Origin of the sequence: Enterobacter sp. 200527-13 (assembly GCF_027924865.1) — a bacterium.
Classification (GTDB): domain Bacteria; phylum Pseudomonadota; class Gammaproteobacteria; order Enterobacterales; family Enterobacteriaceae; genus Enterobacter; species Enterobacter ludwigii.
In genome coordinates this window covers 836,111-851,754 of record NZ_BSCM01000001.1, presented here as the reverse complement: position 1 = coordinate 851,754, position 15,644 = coordinate 836,111, and the positions used below count along the sequence as shown (strand labels likewise).

Genomic DNA, 15,644 nt, shown 5'->3' with positions numbered 1-15,644 from the left:
GTATCCCTGTTTATGCGCCGTTCTTCAGAGACTCAAGGTACTCCCAGCGCTCAAATGCTTCTTCCAGGGCTTTTTCAGCCGCGGACAGTTCTGCCAGTACTTTTTGAGTATAGTCATGCGATTGGGTAAAGAATGACGCATCAGCGACCTGCGCCTGCAGATCTTCAAGTGCGGCTTCCAGCTCTTCAAGACGCTGAGGGAGTCCTTCCAGTTCGCGCTGCAGGTTATAGCTTAGTTTAACCGAGGTTTTCTTGACAGTTTCTGCTTTTGTTACAGCAGGTTCGGAACTGGTTCTGGATTTAGCCTGTTTTAGCGCCTGAGACTGCGACTGCTGTCCTTTCGCATCGTGATAGCCGCCCACATACTGTCCGATTCGCCCTTCACCTTCGAAGATCCAGCACTCGGTCACGGTGTTATCGACGAACTGACGGTCGTGGCTTACCAGCATCACGGTTCCCTGATAGCCGTCGATCAGCTCTTCCAGCAGTTCGAGCGTTTCCACGTCCAGGTCGTTTGTTGGTTCATCGAGGATCAGCAGGTTACTTGGCTTCAGGAACAGACGTGCCAGCAGCAGACGATTTCGCTCACCGCCTGACAACGCGCGTACCGGCGTCAGCGCACGTTTCGGATGGAACAGGAAGTCCTGCAGGTAGCCCAGCACATGGCGCGGCTTACCGTTAACCATCACCTCTTGTTTACCTTCCGCCAGGTTATCCATCACCGTTCTGTCCGGATCCAGCTCCGCACGGTGCTGATCGAAGTAAGCCACTTCGAGCTTAGTACCGCAGTGAATGCGGCCGCTGTCAGGCTTCAGCTGATCCAGCATCAGCTTCAACAGCGTGGTTTTACCGCAGCCATTCGGCCCGATCAGCGCGATTTTATCCCCACGCTGAACCTGTGCGGAGAAGTCTTTCACCAGCACTTTGCCATCAACCTGATAGTTGACGTTTTCCATTTCGAAGACAATTTTGCCGGAACGGGAGGCCTCTTCAACCTGCATTCTGGCGCTGCCCATCACTTCGCGGCGCTCGCTGCGTTCACGACGCATCGCTTTCAGCGCGCGAACGCGGCCTTCATTACGGGTACGACGAGCTTTGATGCCCTGACGGATCCAGACCTCTTCCTGCGCCAGCTTGCGGTCGAATTCAGCGTTCTGCAACTCTTCCACACGCAGGTTTTCTTCTTTCTCCAGCAGATAGGTGTCGTAATCGCCAGGGTAGGTCACCAGCTTGCCGCGATCGAGATCGACAATACGCGTGGCCATATTGCGGATAAACGAACGGTCGTGGGAGATGAAGATAATGGTCCCGTTGAAGGTTTTGAGGAACCCTTCCAGCCAGTCTATCGCTTCGATATCCAGGTGGTTCGTCGGTTCATCCAGCAGCAGCACTTTCGGCCCGCTGACCAGCGCGCGGCCAAGCGCAGCCTTACGCAGCCAGCCGCCAGAAAGCGCCGACAGCTCCATGTCCGGTTCCAGTCCGAGCTGCGCCAGCACTTCATTGATGCGGTTTTCGAGCTGCCACAGGCCGTGGTGATCGAGCATCTCCTGCACTTTCGCCAGTTCGTTAAGATTCTTGTCGCTCGGGTCGGTCATCACCAGGTGAGAAATCTCGTGATAACGCTTCAGGTATTCGGCCTGCTCAGAGATACCTTCGGCAACAAAATCGTAAACGCTGCCGGTCACGTGACGCGGCGGATCCTGCTGCAGGCGAGAGACGATAAGATCCTGCTCGTAAACAATACGCCCGTCGTCCAGGCCCTGTTCGCGGTTGAGGATTTTCATCAGCGTGGATTTACCCGCGCCGTTACGGCCGACCAGACAGACGCGCTCGTTGTCCTCGATGTGCAGTTCTGCATTGTCGAGAAGCGGCGAGTCGCTGAAAGAGAGCCACGCGCCGTGCATACTAATTAAAGACATGTATTATTCCTTTCAGACCGCGGAGATCAACCAGCAGTTATGGATCTGACGATTACGGGCAAAGTCCTGGGACAGCGTTTTTTGGCTAATTTCTTGTGCTTTCAGTCCCAGAGCAGCCAGCCCCTCATGATCCATGCGGAAGCCGCGTTTGTTATTCGAGAACATAATGGTACCGCCCTTACGCAGCAGGCGTTTCAGGTCGGTCATCAGGCGCAGGTGATCGCGTTGAACGTCAAAGCTATCTTCCATACGCTTGGAGTTAGAGAACGTTGGGGGATCGATGAAGATCAGATCAAATTGTTCGTCCGTTTCGCGTAGCCAGCCCAGCACGTCAGCCTGCATCAGACGATGCTGACGCCCGGTGAGACCGTTCAGGCGCAGGTTACGTTCTGCCCATTCCAGGTAAGTACGGGACATATCCACCGTGGTGGTACTGCGCGCGCCGCCAAGGCCAGCATGCACGCTGGCGCTGCCGGTATAGGAGAACAGGTTCAGGAAGTCTTTACCCTTGCTCATCTGGCCCAGCATGCGGCGGGCGATACGGTGGTCAAGGAACAGACCGGTATCCAGATAATCGGTCAGGTTAACCCACAGGCGCGCGTTGTATTCGCCCACCTCGATAAAGTCACCCTTCTCACCCATTTTCTGATACTGATTTTTCCCTTTCTGACGCTCACGGGTTTTCAGCACCAGTTTGTTAGGCGCAATGCCCAGCACCGAAATCGTTGCCGCAATCACGTCCAGCATACGCTGACGCGCTTTTTGTGCATCAATCGTTTTTGGCGGCGCATATTCCTGCACCACAACCCAGTCAGCGTAACGGTCAACCGCCACGTTGTACTCCGGCAGATCGGCATCATACAGGCGATAACATTCGATACCTTCCTGTTTCGCCCATTTTTCGAATTTCTTCAGATTCTTACGCAGGCGGTTAGCGTAATCTTCCGCCACACCCGATGGTTTACTGTCCGCCGCTTTCTCGGCCAGATGGTAGTTTTTCTGCACGCAGTCCAGCGGGCCGTTTTTCGCCTTAAACTGGCGTTCGGCACGCAGTTGCAGACAGCTCAGCAGTTCTGGCGAGGCGCTAAACAGCGACAGGTTCCAGCCGCCAAAGTCATTTTTCATATTACGGCCCAGCAGGCTGTGCAGGGCAATCAGCGCCGGTTCGCTATCAAGACGCTCGCCGTAAGGCGGGTTGCTGATAACGGTACCGTATGGGCCTTTTGGCAGCGGATTGGTCAGGTTCGCGACGTCTTTCACCTCGAAGGTGACCAGCTCGCCGATACCGGCACGGCGGGCGTTGCTGCGCGCACGCTCAATGACGCGTGAGTCGCTGTCAGAGCCGTAGAAATGGGAGGTGTACTCCGCCAGACCTTTACGTGCACGGGTCTGCGCTTCGTCTTTGACTTCTTTCCACAGCGCCTCATCGTGCTGCGCCCAGCCGCCGAAGCCCCAATGGCCGCGGTGCAGGCCCGGTGCGCGGTCGGTGGCCAGCATAGCGGCCTCAATCAGCAGCGTACCGGAGCCACACATCGGGTCGAGCAGCGGTGTGCCTGGCTGCCAGCCGGAACGCATCACGATGGCGGCGGCGAGAGTCTCTTTGATGGGCGCCATACCGGTACGATCGCGATAACCACGCAGGTGCAGACCCGCGCCGCTCAGATCCAGAGAGATACTGGCGGTGTCGCCGTTGAGCCAGACGTTGATCCGCAGATCGGGATTTTCACGATCGACGTTTGGGCGTTCCTTATTTTTACGCGTGAAGCAGTCCACAATGGCGTCTTTAACGCGCAGGGCACCATACTGGCTGTTGCGGATTTCATCGTTCACACCATTAAAGTGCACGGCAAAGGTGGCATTCGGGGAGAAGATCTCTGTCCAGTCGATCATCTGTACGCCGGTATAGAGGTCAAGGTCGCTGTAAACCTTGCACTCTTTCATCGGCAGCATGATGCGTGATGCCAGACGGCTCCACATCAGGCTCTGGTAAATAAGCCGTGTGTCGCCCTCAAAATGGACACCACCCTGAACCACCTGGCACTCTTGCGCGCCCAGGGTTTCCAGTTCAGTTTTTAACAGCTCTTCCAGCCCACGGGCCGTACTGGCAAACAGAGAATTCATATCGTCACTTTTACTCTTAGAAAATTGTCGCGCATTATAGCTAATATGGCGTGTATGTCATAAAGTTGAAGGCTTATTTTCATTCGAGGGGCTGTGCAGTGGCGACGTTATCCAGGCTTTTTATTCATCCGGTGAAATCCATGCGCGGGATCGGCGTTTCACACGCGCTGGCCGACATGAGCGGATTTGCCTTCGATCGTATCTTTATGGTCACCGAACCTGACGGTACGTTCATTACCGCACGCCAGTTCCCACAAATGGTTCGCTTTACCCCTTCCCCGCTTTATGACGGTTTGCATCTCACCGCGCCGGATGGCTCCAGCGTGGTGATCCGCTTTGCTGATTTTGCGCCTGTCGAAGCGCCAACGGAAGTGTGGGGCAATCATTTTACCGCGCGCATCGCCCCGGATGACATTAACCGCTGGCTGAGCGGCTTCTTCTCCCGGGATGTGCAGCTGCGCTGGGTCGGCCCGGCGCTGACGCGGCGCGTTAAGCGCCACGAGGCGGTCCCGCTCTCTTTCGCGGACGGCTTCCCCTTCCTGCTGACTAACGACGCCTCTCTGCGCGACCTGCAGCGTCGCTGTAAAGCCAGCGTCCAGATGGAGCAGTTTCGTCCCAACCTGGTTGTTACAGGCGCTGACGCCTGGGAAGAGGATACCTGGAAGGTGATCCGTATCGGCAGCGTGGTATTTGATGTCGTGAAGCCCTGCAGCCGCTGTATTTTTACCACCGTCAGTCCCGAAAAAGGCCAGAAACACCCTTCCGGCGAGCCGTTAAAAACCCTGCAGTCATTCCGCACAGCGCAGGACAATGGCGATGTGGATTTCGGCCAGAACCTCATTCCGCGCTCAAGCGGCGTCATCCGCGTGGGTGACGAAGTCGAAATTCTCGCCCGTGGGCCCGCAAGAGTGTATGGCGCAGGTCAGGAAGAAGAGTTCGTCGACGTTGAGACGCCAGCCAGCTCGCCCGTAGACATTCACTGGCAGGGCACCGTTATCCGCGGCAACAATCAGCAGGTTTTACTTGAACAGCTGGAACAAGCGGGGATCCGCGTACCTTACTCCTGCCGGGCAGGCATCTGTGGGTGCTGTCGAATCAAGCTGGTCGAAGGGGAAGTCAGCGCGCTGAAAAAATCCGCGATTGGCGATGATGGTACAATTCTGTGCTGCAGCTGTATTCCGAAAACGTCGGTACAGCTGGAAGCTTAAACGGCCTGCTCGAGGCTGAAAGCGTCTACGCGTTGCTGCGGTTTCAGCCTGTCATTCATTACCTTAATGGCATCCCCCAGTTGCATCGTCCGCCCGGCAATGGTCACTCCGGGCTGGGCCAGCAGACAGAGTGCGGCATTTTCGCCAGGCTCAACCACCAGCAGGCTCACCTCTTCAGCGGTATCGCTCAGGTTTACACTCGCCGCATCGCCGGTGGCGGGGGTCCAGTTCATGCTGTGCGGTAAAAAATGCCAGCTTTTCGGCATTTGCGGTTTCAGGAATCGAATGGCCACTAACGCGTTTAATACCAGTTCGGCGCGCTGCTCTTTAGAAAGCACCAGGTCGCGGCATTTTTCTTCAAAGGAGAAATAAAGCGCAGCGTCGTCAACACAAAAGCCTGACGGGGAGAAGGCGTCCGGGGTTAACATTCGGCGAGCAAAACGGGAACGAAACAACATACCATTGGCTAAATCGAGCATCATGCGGTCATGCTCGTCACAAAAATACCAGCGCCAGTTATCGTCAGGTTTAATTCGCATGTTTCTCTCCCGTCCCCAAACTTCCTGTACTAAAAATGTCCTGTTCGCCGCTTCGTTTATAACACCATTAATAAAAGACTATAATGACTAAATAAGCAACAATGACGGAATATAAAACAACCAGGGCTGGAAATAAAGCCCTGGTTGTCTGATAAAGAGAAAAGATTAGATATGAGTAACGATTTCTTTAATCAGCTGCGGTCCTTTAAAAATAAAACCGGAATAGATTTGCACCAGTGAGGCACCCGCCGCCATCTTCTCGCGAGCCGCAATCACGGAGTCGATACCACCGACGCCAATAATCGGCAGTCGTCCTTTTAATTCTGCTGACAGGGCACGAATAATTTCTGTGCTTTTTAATTGTACCGGACGTCCACTTAACCCACCCGCTTCGTCACAGTTTTTCATTCCCTGAACGAGCGAGCGATCGAGTGTGGTATTGGTCGCAATCACCCCGTCAATATTATGGCGAACTAAACTGTCGGCAACCTGGATCAATTCTTCAGCAGAAAGATCCGGTGCGATCTTAACCGCGACCGGAACATATTTATGGTGGATCGCCTGGAGCTCATTTTGTTTATTTTTAATGGCACTCAGAAGATCGTCCAGTGCTTCGCCATATTGTAAAGAGCGCAGACCTGGGGTATTTGGTGAGGAAATATTCACCGCAATATACCCCGCGTAGGCATAGACTTTTTCCATACAAATCAGATAGTCATCTTTACCCTGCTCTACCGGCGTGTCTTTATTTTTGCCAATATTGATGCCCAATACACCATCAAAATGGGCTTTTTTTACGTTCTCAACAAGGTGATCAACGCCGAGGTTATTAAAGCCCATGCGGTTGATCAGCCCTTCGGCTTCGACCAGGCGGAACAGACGCGGCTTATCATTACCTGGCTGCGGACGCGGCGTGACGGTACCGATTTCGATGGAGCCAAAGCCCATCGCGCCCAGGGCATCAATGCACTCACCATTTTTATCCAGACCTGCCGCGAGACCCAGCGGATTTTTAAAGGTCAGGCCCATGCATTGCACAGGTTTTTCCGGCACGTTTTGACGCACCAGTGCGGCCAGCGGCGTTCCGGTAATACGACGTAACTGCTGGAATGTAAATTCATGAGCGCGCTCAGGGTCGAGCTGGAAAAGGGCTTTACGAACGAAGGGGTAGTACATGAACTCTCCTGGATTCCCGGTGTGCAAACCGGGAGGGGATTATGTGCGATCCGGCCCGGAAAGGGAATTGACCTGTGGCAAAAAAACACCGTTAGACGCAATCGTTTACCTCGCAGCCCCGTTCTTATGCGCTTTTTCGCATTTTAATTGCAGATAAATCATTTAGTGGAATAACCGGGCAGTGTCACACTCCTGAAAATTGTTATGAATGTTAGATAAAAGCAAACAATTAGTTATAAGGAGCATGCATGCGCGTCATAACCCTGGCCGGAAGTCCACGATTCCCCTCTCGCTCCAGCGCACTGCTGGAATATGCCCGTGAAAAGCTCAATGCTCTGGATGTGGAAGTATGCCACTGGAATCTGCATAACTTCGACCCCGAGGATCTGCTCTACGCCCGTTTTGACAGTCCGGCGCTGCAAACGCTGACTGAACAGCTTAAAGGGGCTGATGGCTTAATCGTGGCGACGCCTATCTATAAAGCTTCGTTTTCCGGGGCCCTGAAAACCCTGCTCGATCTGCTGCCTGAACGTGCGCTGGACGGCAAAGTAGTCCTGCCACTGGCAACGGGCGGCACGGTGGCCCATTTACTGGCGGTGGATTATGCCCTCAAGCCGGTACTCAATGCGCTAAAAGCGCAGGAGATCCTCCACGGCGTCTTTGCCGACGACTCGCAGGTTATCGATTATCAACACAAACCTCACTTCACGCCGAATCTGCAAACCCGTCTCGACAGCGCCCTTGAAACCTTCTGGCATGCCCTGCACCGCAGAGATATCCACGCCCCGGCGTTTAACCCGTCACAGGGAGTCGCCCATGTTTAAAAGATTAACCCGTCTCGGACTGGCCGGGCTGTTAGCGCTCACCTCGCTGGCCCACGCGGCAGAGACGGCGCCTGAACATTTACGCATCGGCTATCAGAAAGGCAGCGTCAGTATGGTGCTGGCTAAAAGCCATCAGCTTCTGGAAAAACGCTTCCCGAAGACCACATTCTCCTGGATTGAGTTCCCTGCTGGCCCGCAAATGCTTGAAGCCCTGAATGTCGGAAGCATCGACCTCGGCAGCACCGGGGATATTCCGCCAATATTCGCGCAGGCGGCGGGGGCCGACCTGGTTTATGTCGGCGTTGAGCCGGCCAAGCCGAAGGCTGAGGTCATTCTGGTCCCTGAAAATAGCACCATTAAGACGGTCGCCGATCTCAAAGGCCACAAGGTTGCATTCCAGAAAGGCTCAAGCTCACATAACCTGCTGCTGCGGGCCCTGCAGGAGGCGGGGCTTAAATTCACCGACATTCAACCCGTCTATTTGACGCCGGCTGATGCTCGCGCCGCTTTCCAGCAGGGCAATGTCGACGCGTGGGCTATCTGGGATCCCTACTACTCCGCAGCTTTACTGCAGGGTGGCGTGCGGGTATTAAAAGATGGCACCACGCTGAAACAAACCGGCTCGTTCTACCTCGCCGCGCGCCCGTATGCGGAAAAGAATGGCGCTTTTATTCAGGATGTTCTTAACACCTTTACTCAGGCGGATGCGCTAACGCAAAGCCAACGTCAGAAAAGCATTACCCTGCTGGCGAAAACCATGGGCTTACCTGAGCCGGTGATCGCGAGCTATCTCGATCACCGTCCACAGACCACCATTACCCCGGTGGACGCACACGTCGCTGCGCTGCAGCAGCAAACCGCAGATCTCTTCTATCAAAATCGCCTTGTTCCAAAACAGGTGAATATTCGCGAACGCATCTGGCAACCCGCAGGCAAAGAAGGAACCAAATCATGAGTCTGAATCTTTTCTGGTTTTTACCCACCCACGGTGATGGACACTATCTTGGCACAGAAGAGGGTTCACGCCCGGTTGACCACGGCTATCTGCAGCAGATTGCGCAGGCAGCCGACCGAATCGGTTTTACCGGCGTACTGATCCCCACCGGACGCTCGTGCGAGGATGCGTGGCTGGTAGCCGCATCGATGATCCCCGTGACCCAACGCCTGAAGTTCCTCGTGGCACTGCGTCCGAGCGTGGTCTCCCCGACCGTCGCGGCGCGCCAGGCGGCAACGCTCGACAGGCTCTCTAACGGCCGGGCCCTGTTTAACCTGGTCACCGGAAGCGATCCGCAGGAGCTGGCGGGTGACGGCGTGTTCCTCGATCACACCGAACGCTATGAAGCGTCCGCCGAGTTCACCCGCGTCTGGCGACGTCTGCTGGAGGGGGAAACCGTCACCTTCGAAGGTAAACATATTCACGTTCGCGACGCCAGGCTCTACTTCCCGCCGGTGCAGCAGCCGCGCCCTCCTCTTTACTTCGGCGGCTCATCAGATGTGGCGCAGGATCTGGCGGCTGAACAGGTTGATCTCTACCTCACCTGGGGTGAGCCGCCCGAGCTGGTCAAAGAGAAAATTGCCCAGGTACGCGCCAAAGCGGCAGCGCATGGTCGCAAGGTGCGCTTTGGTATTCGCCTGCATGTGATTGTGCGTGAAACCAATGAAGAAGCCTGGCAGGCGGCCGACCGGCTGATCGCGCATCTGGATGATGAGACTATCGCTAAAGCTCAGGCGGCGTTTGCGAAAACCGACTCCGTCGGCCAGCACAGAATGGCGTCATTGCACAACGGTAAGCGCGAGAATCTGGAGATCAGCCCGAACCTGTGGGCGGGCGTCGGCCTGGTGCGCGGCGGTGCGGGTACCGCGCTGGTCGGCGACGGTCCAACTGTGGCTGCGCGGATCAATGAATACGTGGACCTGGGTATCGACAGTTTTATCCTCTCCGGTTATCCGCACCTGGAAGAGGCCTACAAAGTGGGCGAGCTGTTATTCCCGCATCTGGATGTCGCCATCCCGGACGTACCGCAGCCCCGCCAGCTCCAGCTTCAGGGCGAAGCCGTGGCTAACGAGTTTATCCCGCGAAGAGCCGCACAAAGCTAAGGAGTTGCCATGTCTGCCCCCACACAAAAATGGTTGCTACGTGCCGCCCCATGGTTTTTACCCGTTGGCATTGTGCTTGTCTGGCAACTCGCGTCTTCTGCCGGCTGGCTGTCGAGCCGTATTCTGCCCTCTCCGGAGGGCGTAATAGAGGCATTCTGGTCGCTGAGCGTCAGCGGCGAACTCTGGCAGCATCTGGCCATCAGCTCATGGCGCGCGGTAATTGGTTTTTCGATTGGCGGAAGCATCGGCCTGGTACTGGGTCTGATCAGCGGGCTTTCTCGCTGGGGCGAGCGGCTGCTCGATACCTCCATTCAGATGCTGCGTAATGTGCCGCATCTGGCGCTGATCCCGCTGGTCATTTTATGGTTTGGTATTGATGAGAGCGCCAAAATTTTCCTCGTCGCGCTGGGTACGCTGTTCCCGATTTACATTAATACCTGGCATGGGATCCGCAACATCGATCGCGGACTGGTCGAAATGGCACGCAGTTACGGCCTGTCCGGTTTTGCCCTCTTTATGCATGTGATCCTGCCGGGCGCCCTGCCCTCCATAATGGTCGGCGTGCGCTTTGCGCTCGGCCTGATGTGGCTGACGCTGATTGTGGCAGAGACCATCTCTGCAAACTCAGGGATTGGCTATCTGGCGATGAACGCCCGCGAATTCCTGCAAACGGACGTGGTGGTGGTGGCCATTATCCTCTATGCCCTGCTCGGCAAACTTGCCGACGTCAGCGCCCAGTGGCTGGAACGCAGCTGGCTGCGCTGGAATCCAGCCTATATTTCACAGGAGGCTAAAGCATGAATACTGCCCGACTGACTCAGGGTACACCGCTGCTCCTTAACGGTGTCACGAAGCGCTATGGCGAAAACACGATTCTCAACGCGCTGGATCTGCATATTCCTGCCGGACAATTTGTCGCCATTGTGGGCCGCAGTGGCGGCGGCAAGAGTACGCTGTTACGCCTTTTAGCCGGGCTAGAATCCCCCAACGGCGGCGAAATTCTGGCAGGCGCGACACCGCTGGCCACTATTCAGGATGATACCCGCATGATGTTTCAGGACGCGCGCCTGCTGCCCTGGAAAACGGTGATTGATAATGTCGGACTGGGCCTCAACGGCAACTGGCGGGATGAAGCCCGCCAGGCGTTGGCCGCCGTAGGGCTGGAAAACCGTGCGGATGAATGGCCTGCTGCGCTCTCCGGCGGGCAGAAGCAACGCGTGGCGCTGGCGCGAGCGCTGATACACCGTCCGGGCTTGCTGCTGTTGGATGAGCCACTCGGCGCGCTCGACGCCCTGACGCGAATCGAAATGCAGGACCTGATTGCCGCGCTCTGGCAAAAGCATGGCTTTACGGTACTTCTGGTGACGCACGACGTGAGCGAAGCCGTCGCGATGGCAGACCGCGTGCTGCTAATAGAAGAAGGGAAAATCGGTCTTGATGTCACGGTCGATATTGCGCGTCCGCGCCGCGTAGGGTCGGCAAGACTGGCAGAGCTGGAGGCGGAAGTGCTGAATCGGGTGATGAAGCGCGGGGTCAGCGAGCGAGCGTTAATGACGGCTCACGGCTGACATCCTCCCTCTCCCACCGGGAGAGGGAGGATGGGTCTTTCGATCAGGCCAGTGCCTTAGCGATCTTCTCGTACAGATCGCCAGACAGGTTTTCCAGCCCTTTCAGCTGCTCAAGCGCAGCACGCATTTTCGCCTGGCGCTGTGCATCATAGCGTTTCAGACGGATCAGCGGCTCAATCAGGCGTGACGCCACCTGTGGGTTACGGCTGTTCAGCTCGGTCAACATTTCCACCATAAACTGATAACCGCTGCCATCTTCCGCATGGAACGCCGCCGGGTTGCTGCTGGCAAACGCGCCAATCAGGGAACGCACGCGGTTTGGGTTGCTCATGGTGAAGGAGCGATGCTTCAGCAGACTGCGTACATTGCTGAGGGCATCGGCCGCCGGGCTGGTGGCCTGCAGGATGAACCACTTGTCCATGACCAGACCATCCTGATGCCACTTGTCATCGTACTCCTGCATCAGCGCATCACGGCATGGCAGTTCGGCGGCAACGCTTGCAGCCAGGGCGGCCAGCGCGTCGGTCATGTTGTCTGCTTCGTGATACTGCTTGCTCACCAGCGTGTTTGCCAGCTCGCGCTCACCGAAGGCCAGATAACGCAGGCAGGTGTTACGCAGGGAACGTTTACCGATGTCAGCATGTTCCACACGATAAGCGTCAAGCTTATTGGCGTTGTAGATTGCGAGGAATTCGTCTGCAAGCTCGTTCGCCAGCGTACGGGTCAGCGCTTCACGCACCGCCACAATGGCAATCGGATCGATGATGTCGAACAGTTCGGCGATTTCGCCTGCGGATGGCAACGTCAGAATTTCAGCCGCCAGCGCCGGGTCAATCTTCTCCTCCAGCAGGACTGCGCGGAATGCGTCCGCAACGTGAACCGGCAGCGACAGCGGCTGGCCCTGCTGATGACGATTAACGTTCAGCTTGATGTAGGTCGCCAGCAGGCTTTGCGCCGCATCCCAGCGTGAGAAGTCATTGCGTGCATGGCGCATCAGGAACGTCAGTTGCTGGTCGCTCCACTTATATTCCAGTTTCACGGGCGCAGAGAATTCACACAGCAGCGCGGGAACCGGCTGGAAATAGACGTTATCAAAGATAAAGGTCTGTTCCGCCTGGGTCACGTTCAGTACGTGGTGGACCGGATGGCCGCCCTTCTGCAGCGGGATCACGTTACCCTCGTTGTCATACAGTTCAATACTGAACGGAATGTGCAGCGGGTGTTTTTCTTCCTGCTCTGCCGTTGGCGGCGTGCGCTGGCTGATGGTCAGGGTGTACTGCTCGGTTTCCGGATTGTAGTCGTCTTTGACGGTAACAATCGGCGTGCCGGCCTGGCTGTACCAGCGGCGGAAATGGGAAAGATCGACATTAGACGCATCCTCCATCGCCTGCACAAAATCGTCGCAGGTGGCTGCGCTGCCGTCATGACGCTCGAAGTAGAGCTGCATCCCTTTCTGGAAGTTCTCTTCACCCAGCAGGGTATGGATCATGCGGATAATTTCCGCCCCTTTTTCGTACACCGTCAGGGTGTAGAAGTTATTCATCTCGATGACTTTATCGGGACGGATAGGGTGTGCCATTGGGCTGGCATCTTCCGCAAACTGCAGGCCACGCATGGTGCGCACGTTGTTAATGCGGTTCACCGCACGGGAACCCAGATCCGAACTGAACTCCTGGTCACGGAAGACGGTCAGGCCCTCTTTCAGGCTCAGCTGGAACCAGTCACGGCAGGTGACGCGGTTTCCGGTCCAGTTATGGAAATACTCGTGTCCGATGACGCGTTCAATATCCAGGTAATCTTTATCGGTCGCGGTATCGGTACGTGCCAGCACGTATTTGGAGTTAAAGACGTTAAGACCTTTATTCTCCATCGCGCCCATGTTGAAGAAGTCGACAGCAACGATCATATAGATGTCGAGGTCATACTCGAGGCCAAAGCGCTCTTCATCCCACTTCATGGAGTTGATAAGCGAGGTCATCGCCCATGGCGCGCGGTCCAGGTTGCCGCGGTCGACGAACAACTCCAGCGCGACGTCGCGGCCTGAACGGGTTTTGAACGTATCACGCAGCACGTCGAAATCACCCGCCACCAGCGCAAACAGGTAACACGGTTTCGGGAACGGATCCTGCCACTGTACCCAGTGGCGACCGTTTTCCAGCTCGCCTTCACCTACGCGGTTGCCGTTGGAAAGCAGGAACGGATAGAGGGTTTTATCGGCAATGATTTTCGTTGTAAAGCGTGCCAGCACGTCCGGGCGGTCAAGATACCAGGTAATGTGGCGGAAACCTTCGGCCTCACACTGGGTGCACAGGGCCACGCCAGACTGGTAAAGCCCTTCCAGCGCCGTGTTGGCAGCCGGGCTGATTTCATTCACGATGCGCAGCGTAAAGCGTTCCGGCAGGTTGTCGATAACCAGCTGGTTGCCTTCTATTTTATAGTCAGACCATGCTTGATCATTGATTTGCACGGAGACCAGCGTCAGGTCTTCACCATCCAGACGCAGCGGCACAGCCGTCGCGCTCTGGCGCGTGAGCTGGCTTACCGCCGTGACAACGGTTTTAGTGGCATCCAGGTCAAAAGTCAGATCGATATCGCTAATCAGGTAATCCGGCGCACGGTAGTCGTGGCGGTATTTGGCTTGTGGCTGTTGTGTCATAGAAAACCTTATGCATCGTTTGTCGAATAACGAATCCAGTCTATTCCTGTTGTGTAAAACGCGCTATGCAGAATGTTCATCTTTTCAGGTACAAACACCTTTTTCGCTACATTTGTATAACACGGGGCACAAAATGCCCTCGACCATAAAGAGCGCTTATGTTGTGATCGGGGTTCAATAAATCACTAAACAAGGTATACTCCGGAGTTGTTTATTGTACTAAACGCTCCTGTGAGAGGATGCTACTGCGCACCTATGACTCAATTCGCTTCTCCTGTTCTGCATACATTGCTGGATACCGACGCGTATAAACTGCATATGCAGCAAGCCGTTTTCCACCATTACTATGACGTCCATGTCGCGGCGGAATTCCGCTGCCGTGGTGACGACTTGCTCGGTATCTACGCAGACTCCATTCGTGAACAGGTCGATGCTATGCAGCATCTGACGCTGCAGGACGACGAATATCAGTGGCTCTCTGGCCTGCCCTTCTTTAAAGCTGACTACCTGAACTGGCTGCGCGATTTCCGCTATAAGCCGGAGCAGGTGACCGTGGTCAATGATAACGGCAAGCTGGATATTCGTCTTGAAGGCCCGTGGCGTGAAGTGATCATGTGGGAAGTTCCACTTCTCGCGGTGATCAGTGAACTGGCCCACCGCTACCGTTCGCCGGAAACCGGCGTTGAGCAGGCGGTCGCGTCGCTGGAAAATAAACTGGCCGCATTCTCAACGCTGACCGAAGGGCTGGATATGTCCCGCTTCCGCCTGATGGATTTTGGCACGCGTCGCCGTTTCTCTCGCGAAGTGCAGCAGGCTATTGTGAAGCGTCTGCAGCAGGAGCCGTGGTTCGTGGGCACCAGCAACTACGATCTGGCACGTCGTCTGGATCTGACCCCAATGGGTACCCAGGCGCATGAGTGGTTCCAGGCGCATCAGCAGATAAGCCCAGACCTGGCAAACAGCCAGCGTGCCGCACTGGCCGCGTGGCTGGAAGAATATCCCAATCAACTGGGCATCGCGCTTACCGACTGTATTACGATGGACGCGTTCCTGCGTGATTTTGGCCCTGAATTTGCCGAACGTTATCAGGGATTACGCCATGATTCCGGGGATCCGGTTGAATGGGGTGAAAAGGCCATTGCCCATTACGAAAAACTGGGCATTGACCCAATGACCAAGGTGCTGGTCTTCTCTGATAACCTCGATCTGGCGAAAGCGGTCGATCTCTATCGTCATTTCACCTCCAGAATTAACCTGAGCTTTGGGATTGGCACCCGTCTGACCTGCGACATCCCTCAGGTAAAACCTCTGAACATCGTGATAAAACTGGTGGAATGTAACGGTAAGCCGGTAGCGAAGCTCTCCGATAGCCCCGGTAAAACCATCTGCCATGACAAAGCCTTTGTGCGCGCATTACGCAAAGCATTCGATCTGCCGCAGATCAAAAAAGCCAGTTAACCGCTTTCGGGAGCCTTTCAGGCTCCCCTCTCCTCAATTTATTTCTTAATTCTTCTCTTTTGACTGCGAAATCTGCTTG

At 55.6% G+C, this 15,644-nt stretch carries 12 protein-coding genes; 7 read left to right on the top strand and 5 right to left on the bottom strand.

Annotated features, from left to right (window positions below; genetic code table 11):
• Nucleotides 1-10: 10 nt before the first annotated feature.
• Both QMG44_RS03925 and rlmKL read right to left on the bottom strand, forming a co-directional pair.
• Nucleotides 11-1,918, bottom strand: coding sequence for an ABC transporter ATP-binding protein (locus tag QMG44_RS03925; protein WP_014169423.1), 1,908 nt, complete (start codon nt 1,916-1,918; stop codon nt 11-13).
• Nucleotides 1,919-1,930: 12 nt separating this feature from the next.
• The gene (rlmKL, locus tag QMG44_RS03920) at nt 1,931-4,039 is read right to left on the bottom strand and encodes a bifunctional 23S rRNA (guanine(2069)-N(7))-methyltransferase RlmK/23S rRNA (guanine(2445)-N(2))-methyltransferase RlmL (protein ID WP_032677814.1); all 2,109 of its coding nucleotides are present in this window, start codon (nt 4,037-4,039) and stop codon (nt 1,931-1,933) included.
• 98 nt (nt 4,040-4,137) lie between these two features.
• On the opposite strand from rlmKL, the gene QMG44_RS03915 reads away from it, so the two are divergent.
• Nucleotides 4,138-5,247: a YcbX family protein gene (locus tag QMG44_RS03915; protein WP_025204540.1), complete on the top strand. Its 1,110-nt coding sequence runs from the start codon at nt 4,138-4,140 to the stop codon at nt 5,245-5,247.
• Here the strand turns inward: QMG44_RS03915 and zapC are convergent.
• A complete protein-coding gene (gene zapC, locus QMG44_RS03910) occupies nt 5,244-5,786 on the bottom strand; it encodes a cell division protein ZapC (protein WP_025204541.1) in 543 nt (180 codons plus the stop codon). The genes QMG44_RS03915 and zapC overlap by 4 nt on opposite strands.
• 165 nt (nt 5,787-5,951) lie before the next feature.
• The gene (pyrD, locus tag QMG44_RS03905) at nt 5,952-6,962 is read right to left on the bottom strand and encodes a quinone-dependent dihydroorotate dehydrogenase (protein WP_020884800.1); all 1,011 of its coding nucleotides are present in this window, start codon (nt 6,960-6,962) and stop codon (nt 5,952-5,954) included.
• A gap of 248 nt (nt 6,963-7,210) precedes the next feature.
• Between pyrD and ssuE the strand changes: the two genes are divergently transcribed.
• The 5 genes from ssuE to ssuB are packed head-to-tail and all read left to right on the top strand — an operon-like array spanning nt 7,211 to nt 11,451.
• On the top strand, nt 7,211-7,786 hold the full coding sequence (ssuE, locus tag QMG44_RS03900) for an NADPH-dependent FMN reductase (protein WP_032681324.1): 576 nt from the start codon (nt 7,211-7,213) through the stop codon (nt 7,784-7,786).
• Nucleotides 7,779-8,741 (top strand): sulfonate ABC transporter substrate-binding protein, encoded by a 963-nt coding sequence (locus tag QMG44_RS03895; protein WP_086532718.1) that lies wholly within the window; start codon nt 7,779-7,781, stop codon nt 8,739-8,741. Before ssuE ends, QMG44_RS03895 begins: the two co-directional genes overlap by 8 nt.
• Nucleotides 8,738-9,883: an FMNH2-dependent alkanesulfonate monooxygenase gene (gene ssuD, locus QMG44_RS03890; RefSeq protein ID WP_086532719.1), complete on the top strand. Its 1,146-nt coding sequence runs from the start codon at nt 8,738-8,740 to the stop codon at nt 9,881-9,883. Before QMG44_RS03895 ends, ssuD begins: the two co-directional genes overlap by 4 nt.
• A gap of 9 nt (nt 9,884-9,892) precedes the next feature.
• Complete coding sequence (gene ssuC / locus QMG44_RS03885) at nt 9,893-10,684, top strand: aliphatic sulfonate ABC transporter permease SsuC (RefSeq protein WP_014169415.1); 792 nt, start codon at nt 9,893-9,895, stop codon at nt 10,682-10,684.
• A complete protein-coding gene (gene ssuB, locus QMG44_RS03880; protein ID WP_032681326.1) occupies nt 10,681-11,451 on the top strand; it encodes an aliphatic sulfonates ABC transporter ATP-binding protein in 771 nt (256 codons plus the stop codon). The genes ssuC and ssuB overlap by 4 nt, the downstream gene beginning before the upstream one ends.
• A gap of 43 nt (nt 11,452-11,494) precedes the next feature.
• Here ssuB and pepN read toward each other — a convergent pair whose 3' ends face one another.
• Nucleotides 11,495-14,107, bottom strand: a complete 2,613-nt coding sequence (gene pepN, locus QMG44_RS03875) for an aminopeptidase N (RefSeq protein WP_086532720.1) — start codon at nt 14,105-14,107, stop codon at nt 11,495-11,497.
• 255 nt (nt 14,108-14,362) lie between these two features.
• Here pepN and pncB point away from each other — a divergent pair, with 255 nt between their 5' ends.
• Complete coding sequence (pncB, locus tag QMG44_RS03870) at nt 14,363-15,565, top strand: nicotinate phosphoribosyltransferase (RefSeq protein WP_020884806.1); 1,203 nt, start codon at nt 14,363-14,365, stop codon at nt 15,563-15,565.
• The last annotated feature ends 79 nt before the right edge of the window (nt 15,566-15,644 follow it).

Excerpts from the sequence above, each read along its gene's own strand:
- QMG44_RS03925 (WP_014169423.1), bottom strand. The coding sequence starts at position 1,918 with ATGTCTTTAATTAGTATGCACGGCGCGTGGCTCTCTTTCAGCGACTCG.
- rlmKL (WP_032677814.1), bottom strand. The coding sequence starts at position 4,039 with ATGAATTCTCTGTTTGCCAGTACGGCCCGTGGGCTGGAAGAGCTGTTA.
- zapC (WP_025204541.1), bottom strand. The coding sequence starts at position 5,786 with ATGCGAATTAAACCTGACGATAACTGGCGCTGGTATTTTTGTGACGAG.
- pyrD (WP_020884800.1), bottom strand. The coding sequence starts at position 6,962 with ATGTACTACCCCTTCGTTCGTAAAGCCCTTTTCCAGCTCGACCCTGAG.
- ssuE (WP_032681324.1), top strand. The coding sequence starts at position 7,211 with ATGCGCGTCATAACCCTGGCCGGAAGTCCACGATTCCCCTCTCGCTCC.
- QMG44_RS03895 (WP_086532718.1), top strand. The coding sequence starts at position 7,779 with ATGTTTAAAAGATTAACCCGTCTCGGACTGGCCGGGCTGTTAGCGCTC.
- ssuD (WP_086532719.1), top strand. The coding sequence starts at position 8,738 with ATGAGTCTGAATCTTTTCTGGTTTTTACCCACCCACGGTGATGGACAC.
- ssuC (WP_014169415.1), top strand. The coding sequence starts at position 9,893 with ATGTCTGCCCCCACACAAAAATGGTTGCTACGTGCCGCCCCATGGTTT.
- ssuB (WP_032681326.1), top strand. The coding sequence starts at position 10,681 with ATGAATACTGCCCGACTGACTCAGGGTACACCGCTGCTCCTTAACGGT.
- pepN (WP_086532720.1), bottom strand. The coding sequence starts at position 14,107 with ATGACACAACAGCCACAAGCCAAATACCGCCACGACTACCGTGCGCCG.
- pncB (WP_020884806.1), top strand. The coding sequence starts at position 14,363 with ATGACTCAATTCGCTTCTCCTGTTCTGCATACATTGCTGGATACCGAC.